At 55.7% G+C, this 15,712-nt stretch carries 17 protein-coding genes; 8 read left to right on the top strand and 9 right to left on the bottom strand.

Annotated features, from left to right (window positions below; genetic code table 11):
- The first annotated feature begins 2 nt into the window (after nt 1-2).
- Nucleotides 3-365 (top strand): protein YacL, encoded by a 363-nt coding sequence (gene yacL / locus OCH02_RS22670; RefSeq protein WP_012146709.1) that lies wholly within the window; start codon nt 3-5, stop codon nt 363-365.
- 33 nt (nt 366-398) lie between these two features.
- On the opposite strand, the gene speD is transcribed toward yacL, so the two are convergent.
- The 3 genes from speD to OCH02_RS22655 all read right to left on the bottom strand — a co-directional run bounded on the left by speD (nt 399) and on the right by OCH02_RS22655 (nt 2,542).
- The gene (gene speD / locus OCH02_RS22665; RefSeq protein ID WP_153859126.1) at nt 399-1,193 is read right to left on the bottom strand and encodes an adenosylmethionine decarboxylase; all 795 of its coding nucleotides are present in this window, start codon (nt 1,191-1,193) and stop codon (nt 399-401) included.
- Between the two features lie 27 nt (nt 1,194-1,220).
- Nucleotides 1,221-2,084: a polyamine aminopropyltransferase gene (gene speE, locus OCH02_RS22660; protein WP_261433089.1), complete on the bottom strand. Its 864-nt coding sequence runs from the start codon at nt 2,082-2,084 to the stop codon at nt 1,221-1,223.
- 110 nt (nt 2,085-2,194) lie between these two features.
- A complete protein-coding gene (locus OCH02_RS22655) occupies nt 2,195-2,542 on the bottom strand; it encodes a YacC family pilotin-like protein (RefSeq protein WP_037410781.1) in 348 nt (115 codons plus the stop codon).
- Nucleotides 2,543-2,763: 221 nt separating this feature from the next.
- Between OCH02_RS22655 and cueO the strand changes: the two genes are divergently transcribed.
- Both cueO and hpt read left to right on the top strand, forming a co-directional pair.
- Nucleotides 2,764-4,359: a multicopper oxidase CueO gene (cueO, locus tag OCH02_RS22650; RefSeq protein ID WP_261433088.1), complete on the top strand. Its 1,596-nt coding sequence runs from the start codon at nt 2,764-2,766 to the stop codon at nt 4,357-4,359.
- Nucleotides 4,360-4,458: 99 nt separating this feature from the next.
- Complete coding sequence (hpt, locus tag OCH02_RS22645; protein WP_261433087.1) at nt 4,459-4,995, top strand: hypoxanthine phosphoribosyltransferase; 537 nt, start codon at nt 4,459-4,461, stop codon at nt 4,993-4,995.
- 37 nt (nt 4,996-5,032) lie between these two features.
- On the opposite strand, the gene can is transcribed toward hpt, so the two are convergent.
- Nucleotides 5,033-5,689, bottom strand: coding sequence for a carbonate dehydratase (gene can / locus OCH02_RS22640; RefSeq protein WP_061807929.1), 657 nt, complete (start codon nt 5,687-5,689; stop codon nt 5,033-5,035).
- A 236-nt stretch (nt 5,690-5,925) separates the two neighbouring features.
- Between can and OCH02_RS22635 the strand changes: the two genes are divergently transcribed.
- The 3 genes from OCH02_RS22635 to OCH02_RS22625 all read left to right on the top strand — a co-directional run bounded on the left by OCH02_RS22635 (nt 5,926) and on the right by OCH02_RS22625 (nt 9,188).
- Nucleotides 5,926-6,849, top strand: coding sequence for an ABC transporter ATP-binding protein (locus OCH02_RS22635; protein WP_044553396.1), 924 nt, complete (start codon nt 5,926-5,928; stop codon nt 6,847-6,849).
- Nucleotides 6,846-7,616, top strand: coding sequence for an ABC transporter permease (locus OCH02_RS22630; protein WP_012146697.1), 771 nt, complete (start codon nt 6,846-6,848; stop codon nt 7,614-7,616). The genes OCH02_RS22635 and OCH02_RS22630 overlap by 4 nt, the downstream gene beginning before the upstream one ends.
- Before the next feature lie 291 nt (nt 7,617-7,907).
- A complete protein-coding gene (locus tag OCH02_RS22625; RefSeq protein ID WP_261433086.1) occupies nt 7,908-9,188 on the top strand; it encodes a polysaccharide deacetylase family protein in 1,281 nt (426 codons plus the stop codon).
- Between the two features lie 39 nt (nt 9,189-9,227).
- Here OCH02_RS22625 and panD read toward each other — a convergent pair whose 3' ends face one another.
- The 3 genes from panD to panB form a co-directional block, all read right to left on the bottom strand.
- Entirely contained in the window at nt 9,228-9,608 is a 381-nt protein-coding gene (gene panD, locus OCH02_RS22620; protein ID WP_012146695.1) for an aspartate 1-decarboxylase, read from the bottom strand.
- 141 nt (nt 9,609-9,749) lie between these two features.
- Nucleotides 9,750-10,604, bottom strand: a complete 855-nt coding sequence (gene panC, locus OCH02_RS22615; RefSeq protein ID WP_261433085.1) for a pantoate--beta-alanine ligase — start codon at nt 10,602-10,604, stop codon at nt 9,750-9,752.
- A gap of 24 nt (nt 10,605-10,628) precedes the next feature.
- Nucleotides 10,629-11,423 carry a 3-methyl-2-oxobutanoate hydroxymethyltransferase gene (gene panB / locus OCH02_RS22610; RefSeq protein WP_261092546.1) on the bottom strand — a complete coding sequence of 265 codons (795 nt, stop codon included), beginning with the start codon at nt 11,421-11,423 and terminating at the stop codon, nt 10,629-10,631.
- A 169-nt stretch (nt 11,424-11,592) separates the two neighbouring features.
- Here panB and qseB point away from each other — a divergent pair, with 169 nt between their 5' ends.
- Complete coding sequence (gene qseB, locus OCH02_RS22605; protein WP_012146692.1) at nt 11,593-12,255, top strand: quorum sensing response regulator transcription factor QseB; 663 nt, start codon at nt 11,593-11,595, stop codon at nt 12,253-12,255.
- Complete coding sequence (gene qseC, locus OCH02_RS22600) at nt 12,252-13,610, top strand: quorum sensing histidine kinase QseC (protein ID WP_261433084.1); 1,359 nt, start codon at nt 12,252-12,254, stop codon at nt 13,608-13,610. Before qseB ends, qseC begins: the two co-directional genes overlap by 4 nt.
- A 25-nt stretch (nt 13,611-13,635) precedes the next feature.
- On the opposite strand, the gene folK is transcribed toward qseC, so the two are convergent.
- Both folK and pcnB read right to left on the bottom strand, forming a co-directional pair.
- On the bottom strand, nt 13,636-14,136 hold the full coding sequence (folK, locus tag OCH02_RS22595) for a 2-amino-4-hydroxy-6-hydroxymethyldihydropteridine diphosphokinase (RefSeq protein WP_261433083.1): 501 nt from the start codon (nt 14,134-14,136) through the stop codon (nt 13,636-13,638).
- Complete coding sequence (pcnB, locus tag OCH02_RS22590; RefSeq protein ID WP_174354656.1) at nt 14,136-15,686, bottom strand: polynucleotide adenylyltransferase PcnB; 1,551 nt, start codon at nt 15,684-15,686, stop codon at nt 14,136-14,138. The genes folK and pcnB overlap by 1 nt, the downstream gene beginning before the upstream one ends.
- Between the last annotated feature and the right edge of the window lie 26 nt (nt 15,687-15,712).

Here is a 15,712-nt window from a genome sequence, read left to right as displayed (position 1 = left end):
CTATGGATTACGAATTTCTGCGTGACGTGACCGGACAGGTGATCGTCAGATTTTCGATGGGGCATGAGGTGATTGGCCACTGGATCAACGAAGAACTCAAAGGCGATTTTAACCTGCTGGATCGCATTGAAGCCGGTGCGGCGGAAGTGAAAGGCAGCGAGCGTCAATGGCAGTTGGAAGGCCATGAATACACATTGCTGATGGACGGCGAAGAAGTGATGATCCGTGCCAATCTGCTGGAGTTTGAAGGCGAAGAGATGGAGGAGGGGATGAATTATTATGACGAAGAAAGCCTCTCATTCTGCGGCGTCGAAGACTTCCTGCAGGTGCTGAAGGCCTACCGTTCTTTTATGCTGAAATACTAAGCGTAGGGCGCGGCATGCCGCGCCCGTTACATATTACAGATGCGGAATATTGCGGCCGTAATAGATTTCCTGCATCTCTTTCCACAGCAGATCGGTAATCTCTTTACGTTCGGCAGCACTCAGCGCATCCGGTTTGGCATTAAACAGGTAGTGCTTCAGATCGAAATCCTTCAGCAACATCTTGGTATGGAAGATGTTCTCCTGATAAACATTCACGTCCATCATGTGGTACAGCGCCTTCATATCATCAGACATAAAGTTCTGGATCGAGTTGATCTCATGATCGATGTAATGTTTCACGCCGTTCACGTCGCGGGTAAAGCCGCGCACGCGGTAGTCCATGGTAACGATGTCGGATTCCAACTGGTGGATCAGGTAATTCAGCGCTTTAAGCGGTGAAATCACGCCGCAGGTCGACACTTCGATATCGGCGCGGAAAGTGCACAAACCGCCTTCCGGATGGCTCTCCGGATAGGTGTGAACGCAGATGTGGCTCTTGTCCAGGTGCGCAACCACCGTTTTTGACAGCGGGCCTGGGTGCTCCGAGGTATCGACATCGTTCGGATCAACCGGTTCCTCACTGACCAGAATGGTGACGCTGGCCCCCTGAGGCTCATAGTCCTGGCGGGCGATATTCAGAATATTGGCGCCAATGATCGAGCAGGTCTCGCTCAGGATCTCGGTCAGGCGATTGGCGTTGTATTGCTCGTCAATGTAGGCGATATAGCCAGCGCGGTCATCCGCGGTTTTGGCGTAACAAATATCGTAAATACAAAAACTCAGGCTCTTGGTCAGGTTGTTAAAGCCGTGCAGTTTTAGCTTTTGCAATTTGGTTCACCTCCTTTATCTTCTCGCTTAACGTGAAACGTTCAGTGCGTCGAGCAAATACTGCGGCAGAGCAAAGCTGCCCGCGTGAATTGCCGGGTTGTAATAACGACAGTTTAAGCCGCTTTGATGAAAGCGATGTTGCAGCGTTGTCAGATCAAGCTGGCGCAGCGTCGGATCCTGGCTCGCCCAGGCGAATGTCATGATGCCGCCGTAATAGGTCGGAATTGCCGCCTGATAGAAGCTGACGTCGTTGAAGTATTGGCCCAGCCTGGTGTGGCTGTTGACCGCTTCGTCTTGCTGCAGGAAGCACACGCCGTTTTGCGCAACAAAAATGCCGCCCTCGTTCAGGCAGCGTGCGCAGCCTTCGTAGAATGCTGAGGTGAACAGGCTTTCGCCGGGGCCGATGGGATCGGTACAGTCAGAGATAATCACATCGAATTTTTCATCGGTCTGATTAACAAAGTTGACGCCGTCGTCGATCACCAGCTTGAAGCGTGGGTCGTCGTAGGCACCGGCATTGTGGTTTGGCAGATATTGGCGACAGAACTCGACCACACCGGCGTCAATCTCAACCATTGTGATCTGCTCTACGCCCTGATGACGGCTGACTTCGCGCAGCATCGCGCCGTCGCCACCACCGATGATCAGCACCTTCTTCGCCTGGCCGTGGGCCAGCAGCGGTACGTGGGTCATCATTTCGTGATAGATGAACTCATCGCGCTCGGTGGTTTGCACCACGCCGTCGAGCGCCATCACGCGCCCCAGAACCGGGTTTTCAAAAATCACCAAATCCTGATGCTCGGTCTTCTCACGATACAGCACGTTCTCTACCGAGAAGTACTGGCCGAAGTTGGCATGCAGCGTTTCATACCAAATTTCTTTCTGGGTCATGTGCGGGGACTCCGTAATAACAGCCATGAAAAATTGGCGCAACATCATAGCTAACTCTGCCTGGTGATGCACGGCTGAATTTCAAACAGAGGTAGCGCAAGGCGGGGGGATTAGTTGGCGTATGCCAGCAGGCTCAGCGAGTCGCGTGCCAGGGATTTGCATTTGTTGGGGGTAGGGATGGCGATCCCGCTGAGATCGCGATAACTGTCTTCACCCAGCGCCTTCATATTAAAACTATTATAGTTGGTCAAATCCCAACGGTTTTGCTGAGCGAAATAAACGATGGCGCGCTTGATTTGTGCATTGGGCAAATCGTTGTAGCCGCAGTCATTTTTCAAATAAATAAAGACCGCCGTCAGATCGGCCAGATCTTCCGCCTCAGACTCATTCAGCGCCAGACTGGCGTTGGAGAACCCCAGCATGGTGAGCAACAGCACCAGTAACGTTGTTTTTTTCATCATGAAAATAGACCTGTTTATTGTCCACAGACGTTATCACACTTGCCTGTAAAGGCACCAAATTTTATTACCTGCAGGTAACATAACCGGCAGCAAAGGCTTGACCTTCCGCTAAGGGGAGGGTTTAGGCTGTGAACAGATCAATCTATACCCATACTCTTTCAAGCTGCAGTACAGCTTGTGTCGCATTAAGTGCCGATCACTGAAAAAGGGAGTCAGCGATGTTACGCCGTGATTTTATCAAATTGACCGCTGCGCTGGGCGCGGCAAGTGCTTTACCCTTGTGGAGCCGGGGCGTGTGGGCAGCCGAGCTGCCTGCGTTGCCGATCCCGCCGTTGCTGATGCCGGACGCTCAAGGGAATATAGCGCTGGCGCTGCAAACTGGCGAAATGAACTGGCTGCCGGGCAAGGTGACTCAAACCTGGGGGGTTAATGGCGCGTTATTGGGGCCTGCGGTGCGATTGCAGCGCGGCAAACCGGTGACGGTGGATATTCGCAATGGCTTGCCGGAGGCCAGTACCGTTCACTGGCACGGCCTTGAAATCCCCGGTGACGTTGATGGCGGCCCGCAGGCACTGATTCAGCCAGGCACCACGCGCAGGGTGCAATTCACGGTCGAACAGCCCGCAGCTACCTGCTGGTTCCATCCGCACACCCACGGCAAAACCGGCCAGCAGGTGATGATGGGCCTGGCGGGGCTGGTACTGCTGGAAGACGACGAGAGCAGCAAGTTGCCGCTGCCTAAAACCTGGGGGCAGGATGATATTCCGGTGATCCTGCAGGACAAACGGTTGGGTAAAGATGCGCAGATTGAATACCAACTGGACGTAATGAGTGCCGCAGTAGGCTGGTTCGGTGACCGTATGTTCACCAACGGCGCTCAGTATCCGCGGCATGTGGCACCACGCGGTTGGCTGCGCTTGCGTTTCCTCAACGGTTGTAACGCGCGTTCGCTGAATCTGGCAACCAGCGATAATCGTCCGCTCTACGTGATTGCCAGCGACGGTGGTTTTCTGGCCGAGCCGGTTAAGCTGACCGAACTGTCGATGCTGATGGGCGAACGCTTTGAAGTGCTGGTGGATGCCTCAGACGGCAAGCCCTTTGATATTGTTACGCTGCCGGTTAAACAGATGGGCATGACGCTGGCCCCGTTCGACCAGCCGTTGCCGGTATTACATATTCAGCCTTCGCTGGCGCAGGGTATCAAGAGCATGCCGGACAGCCTGGTAAAACTGCCCGCAATACCGGCGGTGAGCGGGATCCAGGAGCGCTGGTTGCAACTGATGATGAATCCGCAGTTGGATAAGTTGGGTATGCAGGCGTTGATGGATCGTTACGGCCATCAGGCCATGGCCGGCATGAGCATGGATCACGGCAACATGGCTAAAGACGGTGGTGATATGGCCGGCATGAAAGGCATGGACCACGGCAATATGAAAGGGATGGGGCATGGTGCCAAGCCGTTCGACTTCAGCCACGGCAATATGATCAACGGCAAGGCCTTCGACATGACCAAGCCGATGTTTGAGGCCAAGCGCGGCAAATACGAAAAATGGACCATTTCGGGTGAGGGCGACATGATGCTGCATCCGTTCCATATTCACGGCACCCAGTTCCGCATCCTGTCGGAAAACGGCAAACCTCCGGCGGCTCACCGCAGCGGCTGGAAAGACACGGTGCGGGTCGAAGGCTGGCGCAGTGAAGTGCTGGTGCGCTTTGATCACCCGGCCAATAGCGATCATGCCTATATGGCCCACTGCCACCTGTTGGAACATGAAGATACCGGCATGATGCTGGGCTTTACCGTAACCGACTGATTCAACCCACGCTGGAAAACTGGCGGCGCACTCGCGTCGCCAGCGGCTTCAGGCTATGCTAAACTCTGCGCCCTTCTTCCGGCAACTGACCTGAAAACTATGAAACACACTGTAGAAGTAATGATTTCCGAGCAGGAAGTTAAGACCCGTATTGCTGAACTTGGCCGCCAGATCACCGAAGATTACCGCGATAGCGGCAGTGATATGGTCTTGGTTGGGCTGCTGCGCGGCTCTTTCATGTTCATGGCCGATCTGTGTCGTACGATCGACGTGCCGCATGAGGTCGATTTTATGACGGCTTCCAGCTACGGCAGTGGCATGTCCACTACCCGTGACGTTAAAATCCTCAAGGATTTGGATGAAGACATCCGTGGCAAAGACGTGCTGATCGTCGAAGACATCATTGATTCAGGCAATACGTTGAATAAAGTGCGCGAAATTCTGGCGCTGCGCGGGCCGAAATCACTGGCGATTTGCACCCTGCTGGACAAGCCTGAACGTCGTGAAGTCGAAGTGCCGGTTGAGTACGTGGGTTTCCCGATCCCGGACGAGTTCGTGGTAGGTTATGGCATCGATTACGCTCAGCGCTATCGCCATTTGCCGTACGTCGGCAAAGTGGTACTGCTGGACGAGTAATATGCGGTGGGCGCGGTTTGCCGCGCCCCTGACAGGATTAAATACCCTTATCTTGCTGCAGTGTAGCCATCGCCTTGCGATAGCCCATTTCCAGGCTTTCCCGGCTGGTGGCTGCAACTTCCAGATCCCGCAGACGTCCGTCCTGGATCCCGTACACCCAACCGTGAATCATCACTTTCTGCCCGCGTTTCCACGCTGACTGCATGATGGTGGAATGGCCCAGGTTATAGACTTGCTCAATCACGTTGATTTCGCAGAGTACGTCGAGGCGCTGTTCTGGTTCCAACTCACCCAACAGTGAACTGTGTTTGTACCAGAGATCGCGGATGTGCAGCAGCCAGTTGTTGATCAGCCCCAGCTCCGGGTTCTCAACCGCGGCTTCTACGCCACCACAGCCCAAGTGACCGCAAATAATAATATGTTCAACTTCCAGAACGTCGACGGCATACTGCACCACCGACAGGCAGTTTAAATCGGTGTGAATTACCAGGTTGGCCACGTTACGGTGAACAAAGAGTTCACCCGGCTCCAGCCCGGTCAGTCTTTCCGCGGGAACGCGACTGTCTGAACAACCTATCCATAAAAAGCGAGGCTTTTGCGCCTGAGCTAAACGTTCAAAAAAGTCCGGGTCTTCCTTGCTGATGTTAGCCGACCAAGTATGGTTATTAGCGATAAGCTTTTCGATTTCTTTCATGGAGGTTATAGACCTGTAACGGACAGATTGCGTTGGGGTAATATAGGACAAGCGTCACAGTTTGGAAATCGGAACAGTCACGCAAGAGGGTATTCAACCATTTTTTATACAGCATGGCAGGATGGAACCTGAATTTTCCGCACGGATTTGCCTCAGTGAAAACGCTGCTGATGATAAGATCGCCTTCATTACAATACGCAGCAGCATACTCATCGTCACAAGGTACTTTTCAACTTATGAATTATGCACTGGAATTAGCGCAGTTAACCAAGACTTACGCCGGTGGCGTCAAGGCATTGCGCGGGATCGACCTGAACGTCGAAGCAGGGGATTTCTACGCCTTGCTGGGGCCAAACGGTGCCGGAAAATCCACGACCATTGGCATTATCAGCTCGCTGGTTAATAAGACGTCCGGCAGTGTACGGGTGTTTGGCTACGACATTGACAAAGACATCGTCAATGCCAAGCGTCAGCTCGGGCTGGTACCACAGGAATTCAACTTTAACCCGTTCGAAACGGTGATGCAGATCGTGGTCAATCAGGCGGGCTACTACGGTGTTACCCGTCGCGAAGCACTGGCACGGGCGGAAAAATACCTGACCCAGCTGGATCTGTGGGGCAAGCGTGAAGAGCGTGCCCGGATGCTGTCGGGCGGTATGAAACGCCGGCTGATGATCGCTCGCGCATTGATGCATCAGCCAAAATTGCTGATCCTCGACGAACCGACCGCCGGGGTAGATATCGAGCTGCGCCGCTCGATGTGGGGCTTCCTGAAAGAGCTTAATGCTCAGGGCACCACCATTATTCTCACCACTCACTATCTGGAAGAGGCAGAAATGCTGTGCCGCAATATCGGCATTATCCAGAACGGTGAGCTGGTGGAAAACACCTCGATGAAAGGCCTGCTGGCCAAGCTGAAGTCTGAAACCTTCATCCTCGATCTGGCGGCGAAAAGCCCGTTGCCGAAGCTGGACGGTTACCGCCATCGCCTGACGGACACCTCAACGCTGGAAGTGGAAGTGATGCGCGAACAGGGCCTGAATGGCCTGTTTGCCCAGCTCAGTGCGCAGGGCGTTCAGGTACTGAGCATGCGTAACAAGGCTAACCGGCTGGAAGAGCTGTTTGTCACCCTGGTTAACGGTAATGGAGAAAAAGCATGATGCGTTTGTATTGGGTGGCCTTGCAGAGCATCTGGGCCAAAGAGATCAACCGTTTTGCCCGCATCTGGATCCAGACGCTGGTGCCGCCGGTGATCACCATGACGCTGTATTTCATCATCTTCGGCAACCTGATCGGTTCACGTATCGGCGAGATGCACGGTTTTGATTACATGCAGTTTATCGTCCCCGGTCTGATTATGATGGCGGTGATCACCAACTCATACGCCAACGTGGCGTCATCGTTTTTCAGCGCCAAATTCCAGCGCAATATCGAAGAGTTGCTGGTGGCGCCGGTACCGACGCACGTGGTGATTGCCGGTTACGTCGGTGGTGGCGTAGCGCGCGGTATTTGCGTCGGCGTGCTGGTGACCGTGATTTCGCTGTTCTTCGTGCCTTTGCAGGTACATGCCTGGTGGGTGATTGTCGCCACGCTGCTGCTGACGGCGATTTTGTTCTCGCTGGCGGGGCTGATCAACGCGGTGTTCGCCACGACCTTTGACGACATCAGCCTGATCCCGACCTTTGTGCTGACGCCGCTGACCTATCTGGGTGGGGTGTTTTACTCGCTGACGCTGCTGCCGCCGTTCTGGCAGGCGGTGTCCAAACTGAACCCGATTGTCTACATGATCAGCGGATTCCGCTATGGTTTCCTTGGCATCAGCGACGTGCCGTTGACGCTGACCATGACGGTGCTGGTGGCGTTCATTGCGGTGTTCTACCTGCTGTCCTGGTACCTGATTGAGCGCGGCCGCGGCCTGCGTACCTGATTGACCCGCGACCCCGGACATTGCGTACGGGGCGCTTTTATTGATTTGAAACATACGTCACGTATACCCAAAATAATTGGAGTTGCATCACGGCGGCAAGAGCGTGAATCTTCAGGAGCTTACTCAAGTAAGTGACTGGGGTGAGCGCTCGCAGCCAACACAGATGCAGCTTCAAGTATGACGGGTATAAATCAATAGAATTGCTCAAATAACCCCTTTCTCCCCGCTGTTCAAATCGTGCTATGCTGGCGCTCCACATTTCCTCCATTTTGTTATTACGCGAACATAATCATGCGCTCTCAACACAAGGTAGCGGCTGGGCTGATCGGCATCCTGATGTCACTTGTCGCCCCGGCAAGCCTGGCAAATTTGTTGTCGGAAGACAGTGCCGTTAAATCCGAATATATGGAAGCGCAACGCGACAGTGAGGTTTATTCGCTGATTGGCGAGCATGTCATTCCGGTCGGTGAAGTGAAGCAGGGGCAACTGATCCAGGTGTTCCCGGCGGATGCGGAATATTACGAGTTCAAATTCGGCTACGGTACGGGTTTTATCGATAAAGACGACGTGCGAGAGCTTAAAAAATCACGCAAGGTGAAAGACTCCCTGGGGGAGTTGAATAAACCGCTGACTAACCAGAACCTGATCACACAGAAGGCGATCAACGTCTATACCGATGCGGATAACACCAGCGATGTGTTTGGTGTACTTGAACAGAACCTGCGCTACCCAATCATCGGCAAGCTGAAAGATCGGCTCAACAACACCTGGTATGAGGTCAATATTGGCGATCGCCTGGGTTATGTCAGTGAGCTGGACTGCGAGATTGACACCGGTATACCGATCCTGACCTATCATCATCTGCTGAAAAACGAAGAGAACAAGCGCTTCCGCCATACCTCGACGACCACCTCTGACGTGGCGTTCAGCAACCAGATGACCTATCTAAAGCAGGCGGGCTACGACACCATTTCCCTGTATCAGCTGGAAGCCTACCTGAAAAACCAGATCAATCTGCCGGGCAGGGCGGTGGTGCTGACGTTTGATGACGGGCTGAAATCGGTCTATCGCTACGCTTACCCGGTCTTGAAGAACTACGGCTTTCGCGCCACGGCGTTTATTATTTCTTCACGCATCAAGCGCCACCCGCAGAAGTGGAATCCAGACTCGCTGCAGTTTATGAGCATTTCCGAGCTGAAGCAGATTCAGGACGTGTTCGACGTGCAGTCGCATACCCATTTCCTGCACCGTACCGACGGTAATCGTCAACCGATCCTGCTGAGCCGCTCGCTGCACAATATTGAATTCGATTTTGAGCACTCACGCCGCGCGTTAACGCAGTTTAATCCGCATGTGCTGTATGTCTCCTACCCCTTTGGTGGCTACAATCAGCGGGCGATACAGGCCGCAAAAGACGCCGGTTTTCATATGGCAGTGACCACGGTGCAGGGCAAAGTGAAACCGGGGGATAACCCCTATACGCTGAAACGGCTGTATATTTTGCGCACCGACTCGATTCAGACCATGGCGGACAGAATAGCCAATAAACCAGGAACGCTGGTGGTGCAATAATCAGGAAGGAACGGGCGTCGACAACGCCCGTTTTTACTTTTACGCGACCTGAACCGGCACGGCTTTCGCCTTGCGCTGCAGGTGGTTGTCACCCTCGAAGTAGCCAACTTTCGGGCGGTGCTGGCGGGCATCGGCATCGCTCATCTGTACGTAGGAGCAGATGATCAGTTTGTCGCCCACGCAGGCGCAGCGTGCTGCCGCACCATTGACCGAAATAATGCGCGAACCGCGTTCGGCGGCGATGGCATAGGTTGAGAAACGCTGACCGTTATCAACGTTATAAATATCGATAGCTTCATATTCCAGAATGCCTGCGGCCTCCAGAAAGTCCTGATCAATCGCGCAGGAGCCTTCATAGTGCAAGTCGGCCTGAGTCACTTTCACCCGATGCAGCTTGCCTTGCAGCATAGTACGTATCATAACTTTACCTAACTGAGTATCAGCCTTCACAGGCGATTGGGGTGGCGTTTAAACCCTTCGTCTTTCAAGCTGCAACTCGAAATCCATTAGGGTAGATTTTTTATTACTTTCCCGGTAACAGCGGTACCAAATATGCAAAACCTACAGCGTCAGGTCAACCTGCTGGTTGTCGATCAACCGCGCCTTACCCAGCCAGGCGGCCATTAACACCACGGCACGTTGGCTTTCCACTCCCAGCGGTTGCAGGCTGTCGGCGTCACGGATAAACAGCTCGTCCGGGGTGAAACCGGCGTTGCGCAGGTGCTCTGCGGTTTGTTCCAGCAGCTCGTCGACGTGGCGTTCCCCGTTGCTGAGCTGTTCGGCCAGCGCATTCATGATCTTGCTGAGCTGCGGCGCGATTTTCCGCTCTTCGGCGGTCAGGTAACCGTTGCGCGAACTGAGCGCCAGGCCATCTTTGGCGCGTACTGTCGGTACGCCAACAATGTCGATGTCGTAGCCCATATCCGCCACCATCTTGCGGATCAGCGCCAGCTGCTGGTAGTCCTTCTCGCCAAAACAGGCCAGATCCGGTTGCACCAGGTTGAACAGCTTGCTGACAATGGTGGCGACGCCGCGGAAGTGACCCGGGCGGCTGGCGCCTTCCAGCATGGTGGAAATGCCCGGTACGTCGACATAGGTCTGCTGTTCCAGCCCCTGCGGATAAACATCGGCCGGCGCGGGTGCGAACACCAGTTCGACGCCGCGGCGGGTTAGTTTCTCGCTGTCTTCCTGCAGGGTGCGTGGGTAACTGGCCAGATCTTCAGGGCGTTCGAATTGCATCGGATTGACGAAAATGCTGACTACCACGATGTCGGCGCGCGCGCGGGCTTCATCGATAAGCCGCATATGACCTTCGTGCAGGTTGCCCATGGTCGGCACCAGCGCGATGCGTTTCCCATCCTGACGCCAGCGGCGGATCTGCTGACGCAACAGCGGCAGGGTTTCGATAATTACCATTCCATAACTCCTAACGCGGACACTTTAGTTGAAAGAGTGCTCTTCAGCGGGGTAAATGCCTTGTTCTACGTCCTGAATATATTGTTGCACCGCCGAGCGGATATCACCGCTCTGGGCCAGAAAGTTTTTAGCGAATTTCGGCGTGTGGCCACCGGTAATGCCGAATGCGTCGTGCATCACCAGGATCTGACCATCGGTGACGTTACCGGCCCCAATGCCGATCACCGGAATGGTCAGGGCTTCGGTGACCTTGCGTGCCAGTTCGGTCGGTACGCACTCCAGCACCAGTAGTTGGATACCGGCCAGTTCCAGATTTTTTGCATCTTCCAGCAGTTGCTTGGCGGCGAGTTCATCGCGGCCTTGCACCTTGTAACCACCGAAGACGTTGACTGACTGTGGCGTCAGGCCGAGGTGGCCGCAGACCGGCACCGCGCGTTCGGTGAGTGTTTTCACCGTTTCACACAGCCAACTGCCGCCTTCCAGCTTCACCATATTGGCACCGGCCTGCATCAGCTCGGCGGCATTGGCGCAGGCCAACTGTGGGGTGGCATAGCTCATAAAGGGCAGGTCGGCCAACAGCAGACAAGCCGGAGCACCCCGGCGCACGGCACGGGTATGATAGGCGATATCGGCGACGGTGACCGGTAGGGTGGAGTCGTGGCCCTGCAGCGTCATGCCCAGTGAATCGCCCACCAGCAGCACTTTAACGCCTTGCTCTTCAAACAGTTTGGCAAAGCTGGCATCGTAGGCGGTGAGGGAGGCAAACTTGCGCTGTTCCTGCTTCCACTGGCGCAAATGGGTCACGGTGGTGGGTTTCATCACTACGTCTCCTGAATAGAGCCGCGCGACATACGCAGGGCCCTGGCTGCAAAAAAGTGCTGTCATTCTACTGTAACCCTAACGGGGTGGGTAGCGCAGATCATAATGCTTAAGCGGTTCTTAAGAACCTTATGGTGTAATGGGCGGCAATGGCTAAAAAAGGACGCACATGCGAATTCTGCTGATAGAAGATGACAAGTTAATCGGCGACGGTATCAAGGCCGGGCTGACCAGGTTGGGCTTTAATCTGGACTGGTTTACCGATGGACTGGTCGGTAAAAATGCGCTGGAAAGCGCGCCCTATGATGCGGTGATCCTCGATCTGAGCCTGCCGGGCCTTGATGGCCTGGATCTGTTGCGTCAGTGGCGGCAGGCCGGCCATGACGTACCGGTGCTGATCCTGACCGCGCGTGATGCACTGGAGCAGCGGGTCAGCGGCCTGCAAAGCGGTGCCGATGATTACCTGTGCAAGCCTTTTGCCCTGACGGAGGTTGCCGCGCGCCTGCAGGCATTGATCCGCCGTCGTCACGGTCAACTGATGCCGCAACTGGTCCATGGCAATGTGGTGTTCGATACCGCAACCCGTAGCGTGAGCTGCAACGGTGAGCCAGTCACGCTGACCCCGCGTGAATTGGCGGTGCTGGAGCTGTTTTTGCATAACAAGGGACGGGTATTGGCGCGGCCGCTGATCCAGGAAAAACTGTACAACTGGGACGACGAAGTCAGCAGCAACGCGGTGGAGGTCCATATCCATCATCTGCGGCGCAAGCTGGGTAACGGGTTTATCCGCACCATACACGGCGTGGGTTATACGCTGGGGGACAACGCGTGAAACATCTTAGTCTGCGGTTGAGATTGATCCTGATTTTCAGCCTGCTGGCGTTATTGACCTGGTGCGCGGCCAGCCTGGTGGCTTGGAAGATGAGCCGTAATACCATCAACGAAGTCTTCGATACCCAGCAGATGCTGTTTGCCAAACGGCTGGCAACCGCCAACCTGGGCGATCTGTTGGCAGATGAGAGCGTGCGTAGCCTGCCGAAAACCAAAAAACTGGTGCACCACGGCAAGCGTGGCGAGCAGGATGATGATGCGCTGGCGTTTGCCATTTTCGACCGCAACGGCAAGATGCTGCTCAACGACGGGGAGAACGGTGTGGATTTCCGTTTTGACGGCGACCGCGAAGGTTTTACCGACGGAGAACGTAAGGGCGATGACGACAGTTGGCGGCTGCTGTGGCTGACCAGTCCGGATGGCCGTTATCGCATCGTGGTGGGGCAGGAGTTGGATTATCGCCGGGATATGGCACTGGGCATGGTGACCGGGCAACTGGTGCCATGGCTGGTGACGCTGCCGATGCTGATGCTGCTGATTGCGTTGATGGTCGGGCGCGAGTTGCGGCCATTGCGCGCTGTCGCTGCCGGGTTGCGTAAACGGGCACCGGACGATGCCACGCCGCTGGATGCCGGTCAGGTACCGACCGAAGTCCGGCCATTAGTCGACGCGCTTAATGCTCTGTTTACCCGAATCAATGCGCTGTTGATACGTGAGCGACGTTTTACTTCTGATGCCGCCCATGAACTGCGCAGCCCGTTGGCAGCGCTGCGGGTGCAAACGGAAGTGGTGCAACTGGCTGGTGATGATGAGCAAATGCGCGAGCATGCGTTGGGTAATCTGACGGTGGGTATCGATCGCGCCACCCGGCTGGTGGATCAACTGCTGACGCTGTCGCGGTTGGACTCCCTGTCAGATCTCGCCGAGCTGGAAGCTGTCGACTGGAGCCAACTGGTGCCGATGACGTTGGCCGAGCAGGATCGCCATGCCCATGCTGCCGGCGTCACGCTGCGTTACGAACAGAAGGGCACCCCAGCGCCATTACAGGGGCAAGCGTTGCTGCTGTCGCTGCTGGTGCGCAATCTGGTGGATAATGCGGTGCGTTACACCCCGACGGGCGGTACGGTCACGGTGAGGCTGACAGAGCGTCTGTTGACGGTGGTAGACGATGGTCCGGGCGTGACGACGGAACATCTGGCGCGATTGGGGGAGCGCTTTTATCGTCCACCGGGTCAGGAACAGACCGGTAGCGGGTTGGGATTGTCAATTGTGCAACGCATTGCCGGCTTGCACGGACTGCGGGTCAGCTTCGCCAATCGGCCTGAAGGGGGCTTTGTTGCTCAGGTATTGCTGTAAGATGCTCTGTAGATCCTGCGCCGACTCAGGCTTTTTGGCTGGGTTGGTGCCAGAGCTCCATACCGTTTTGCGGTACATGCTTCAGGCAGCTGGCCAGCGATTCGCCATCCGGGAAGATTAACTCGGGGGCGATTTCTGCCAATGGATAGAGCATGAACTCACGCTCTTTCAGGCCGTAGTGCGGTACCGTCAGGCGATCGGTATGGATCACCTGTTCGCCATACAGCATGATATCCAGATCGAGGGTGCGTGGGCCCCAGCGCTCATCTTTGCGCACGCGGCCCTGATTGCGTTCTATCGCCTGGGTGTGATCGAGTAACTGTTCGGCGGGCAGCAAGGTATCCAGGGCCACCACCGCATTGAGAAAGTCCGGCTGGTTCTGCGGCCCCAGCGGCTTGGTGCGGTAAAACGAAGAACAGACGATCAACCGGGTGCGCGGGAGATGCTCCAGCGCTTCCAGTGCGGCTTTCACCTGCTGTAGCGGGTGCGCCAGGTTGCTGCCCAGCGCGATATAAACGCGGATCATTATTCTCCTTCTTTACGCGGCGTCCGACGGCGAGGGCGGCGCTGACGCGCACGGCGCGGTGCCGGATCGTCACCCAAAGTACTCAACATGGTTTTCTGTCGTGCTGGTGTAGCTTCCTGGAACTCGCCCCACCATTCGGTCAGACGCAGCATCTCCTGGTTTTCTTCTACTTCGGCACGCAGCGCCAGCAAATCGTAAGCGGCGCGGAATTTCGGATGTTCCATCAGCTTGTGCGCGCGCTTGCCCTGACGACGGGACAGACGCAGCTGCAACTGCCAGATATCGCGAACCAGCGTAGTGATGCGTTTTGGGATGGCCAGCGAACGACACTGCTCGTCCAACACATCATTCATCGCCAGCGCGAAGGCGTCGTAGTACGCCAGCCCACTTTCCTGCGCCAGTTTCTGCGCATGTTCCAGCAGCGGATACCAAAGCATAGCAGCAAACAGGAACGCCGGATTGACGCGCATGTCGTTTTGCAGACGGTAGTCGGTGTTCTTCAGCACCTGCGCCAGAATACGCTCCATTGGCGTGTCCTGGCTCGGCGTGAAGTGACGTGCAATCTGCGGGAACAGCGGTTGGAACAGCTGGTATTCACAGAGTTTCAGATAGGTCGGATAACCGTAGCCTGCCTGCAGCAGCTTGAGTGATTCCTCAAACAGACGTGCAGGCGGGATCTCATGCAGCAAGGACGCCAGGCGCGGGATTGGCTCGGCGGTTTCATCGCTGATGGTCATGTCCAGCTTGGCGGCAAAGCGCACCGCGCGCAGCATACGCACCGGGTCTTCACGGTAGCGGGTTTCCGGATCGCCAATCAGGCGGATCACGCCCTGTTTGAGATCGCGCAGGCCATCGACGTAATCGCGCAGGGTGAAGTCCGCGACGCCGTAATACAGGCTGTTGATGGTGAAGTCGCGGCGCTGGGCGTCTTCTTCGATCGAACCAAAGATGTTGTCGCGCAGCAGCATGCCGTTTTGGGCCTGCTGGGAAGAATTTTTGTCAGATTCCGGCGTTTGCTGCTCGTGGTGACCACGGAAGGTGGCAACCTCAATGATTTCCGGCCCGAACATCACGTGTGCCAGGCGGAAGCGGCGGCCAACCAGACGGCAGTTGCGGAACAGCTTGCGCACTTGCTCCGGCGTCGCGTTGGTGGTGATGTCGAAATCTTTCGGTTTTTTGCCCAGCAGCAGGTCGCGTACGCCGCCACCGACCAGATAGGCTTCGAAGCCGGATTTGTTCAGGCGATACAGCACCTTAAGCGCATTCTCACTGATGTCTTTGCGTGAGATGGAATGCTGGTCGCGGGGGATCACGGTCATTGAGCCGGTTCCCTCGGCGGCAGGAAAAGGTGGGCGTTTACGCGGTGCCGGCCGGCGGGCAGGGCTTTCTCTGCCGCGATCGACGGAACGTCGCTGCGGCGCTGCCGGCTGTTCCGCCACCACGCTTTCTTCGCGGACTACGTTTTTATCGCTGACCGGCGCATCATCGCGCGGCTGCTTGTCATCGCGGATTAGCACCTTACGGCAGAAATTGGCTACTCGGGTAAAAATGGTACACCTCGATAGTGTCTGATAAA

The sequence above is a fragment of the Serratia quinivorans genome (genome assembly GCF_946227985.1).
GTDB classification, from domain to species: Bacteria; Pseudomonadota; Gammaproteobacteria; order Enterobacterales; family Enterobacteriaceae; genus Serratia; species Serratia quinivorans_A.
This window is presented reverse-complemented; position numbering and strand designations above follow the sequence as displayed.

Excerpts from the sequence above, each read along its gene's own strand:
- OCH02_RS22625 (WP_261433086.1), top strand. The coding sequence starts at position 7,908 with ATGCGCTCTCAACACAAGGTAGCGGCTGGGCTGATCGGCATCCTGATG.
- OCH02_RS22655 (WP_037410781.1), bottom strand. The coding sequence starts at position 2,542 with ATGAAAAAAACAACGTTACTGGTGCTGTTGCTCACCATGCTGGGGTTC.
- yacL (WP_012146709.1), top strand. The coding sequence starts at position 3 with ATGGATTACGAATTTCTGCGTGACGTGACCGGACAGGTGATCGTCAGA.
- OCH02_RS22635 (WP_044553396.1), top strand. The coding sequence starts at position 5,926 with ATGAATTATGCACTGGAATTAGCGCAGTTAACCAAGACTTACGCCGGT.
- panD (WP_012146695.1), bottom strand. The coding sequence starts at position 9,608 with ATGATACGTACTATGCTGCAAGGCAAGCTGCATCGGGTGAAAGTGACT.
- hpt (WP_261433087.1), top strand. The coding sequence starts at position 4,459 with ATGAAACACACTGTAGAAGTAATGATTTCCGAGCAGGAAGTTAAGACC.
- panB (WP_261092546.1), bottom strand. The coding sequence starts at position 11,423 with ATGAAACCCACCACCGTGACCCATTTGCGCCAGTGGAAGCAGGAACAG.
- folK (WP_261433083.1), bottom strand. The coding sequence starts at position 14,136 with ATGATCCGCGTTTATATCGCGCTGGGCAGCAACCTGGCGCACCCGCTA.
- panC (WP_261433085.1), bottom strand. The coding sequence starts at position 10,604 with ATGGTAATTATCGAAACCCTGCCGCTGTTGCGTCAGCAGATCCGCCGC.
- cueO (WP_261433088.1), top strand. The coding sequence starts at position 2,764 with ATGTTACGCCGTGATTTTATCAAATTGACCGCTGCGCTGGGCGCGGCA.
- qseB (WP_012146692.1), top strand. The coding sequence starts at position 11,593 with ATGCGAATTCTGCTGATAGAAGATGACAAGTTAATCGGCGACGGTATC.
- OCH02_RS22630 (WP_012146697.1), top strand. The coding sequence starts at position 6,846 with ATGATGCGTTTGTATTGGGTGGCCTTGCAGAGCATCTGGGCCAAAGAG.
- speE (WP_261433089.1), bottom strand. The coding sequence starts at position 2,084 with ATGACCCAGAAAGAAATTTGGTATGAAACGCTGCATGCCAACTTCGGC.
- can (WP_061807929.1), bottom strand. The coding sequence starts at position 5,689 with ATGAAAGAAATCGAAAAGCTTATCGCTAATAACCATACTTGGTCGGCT.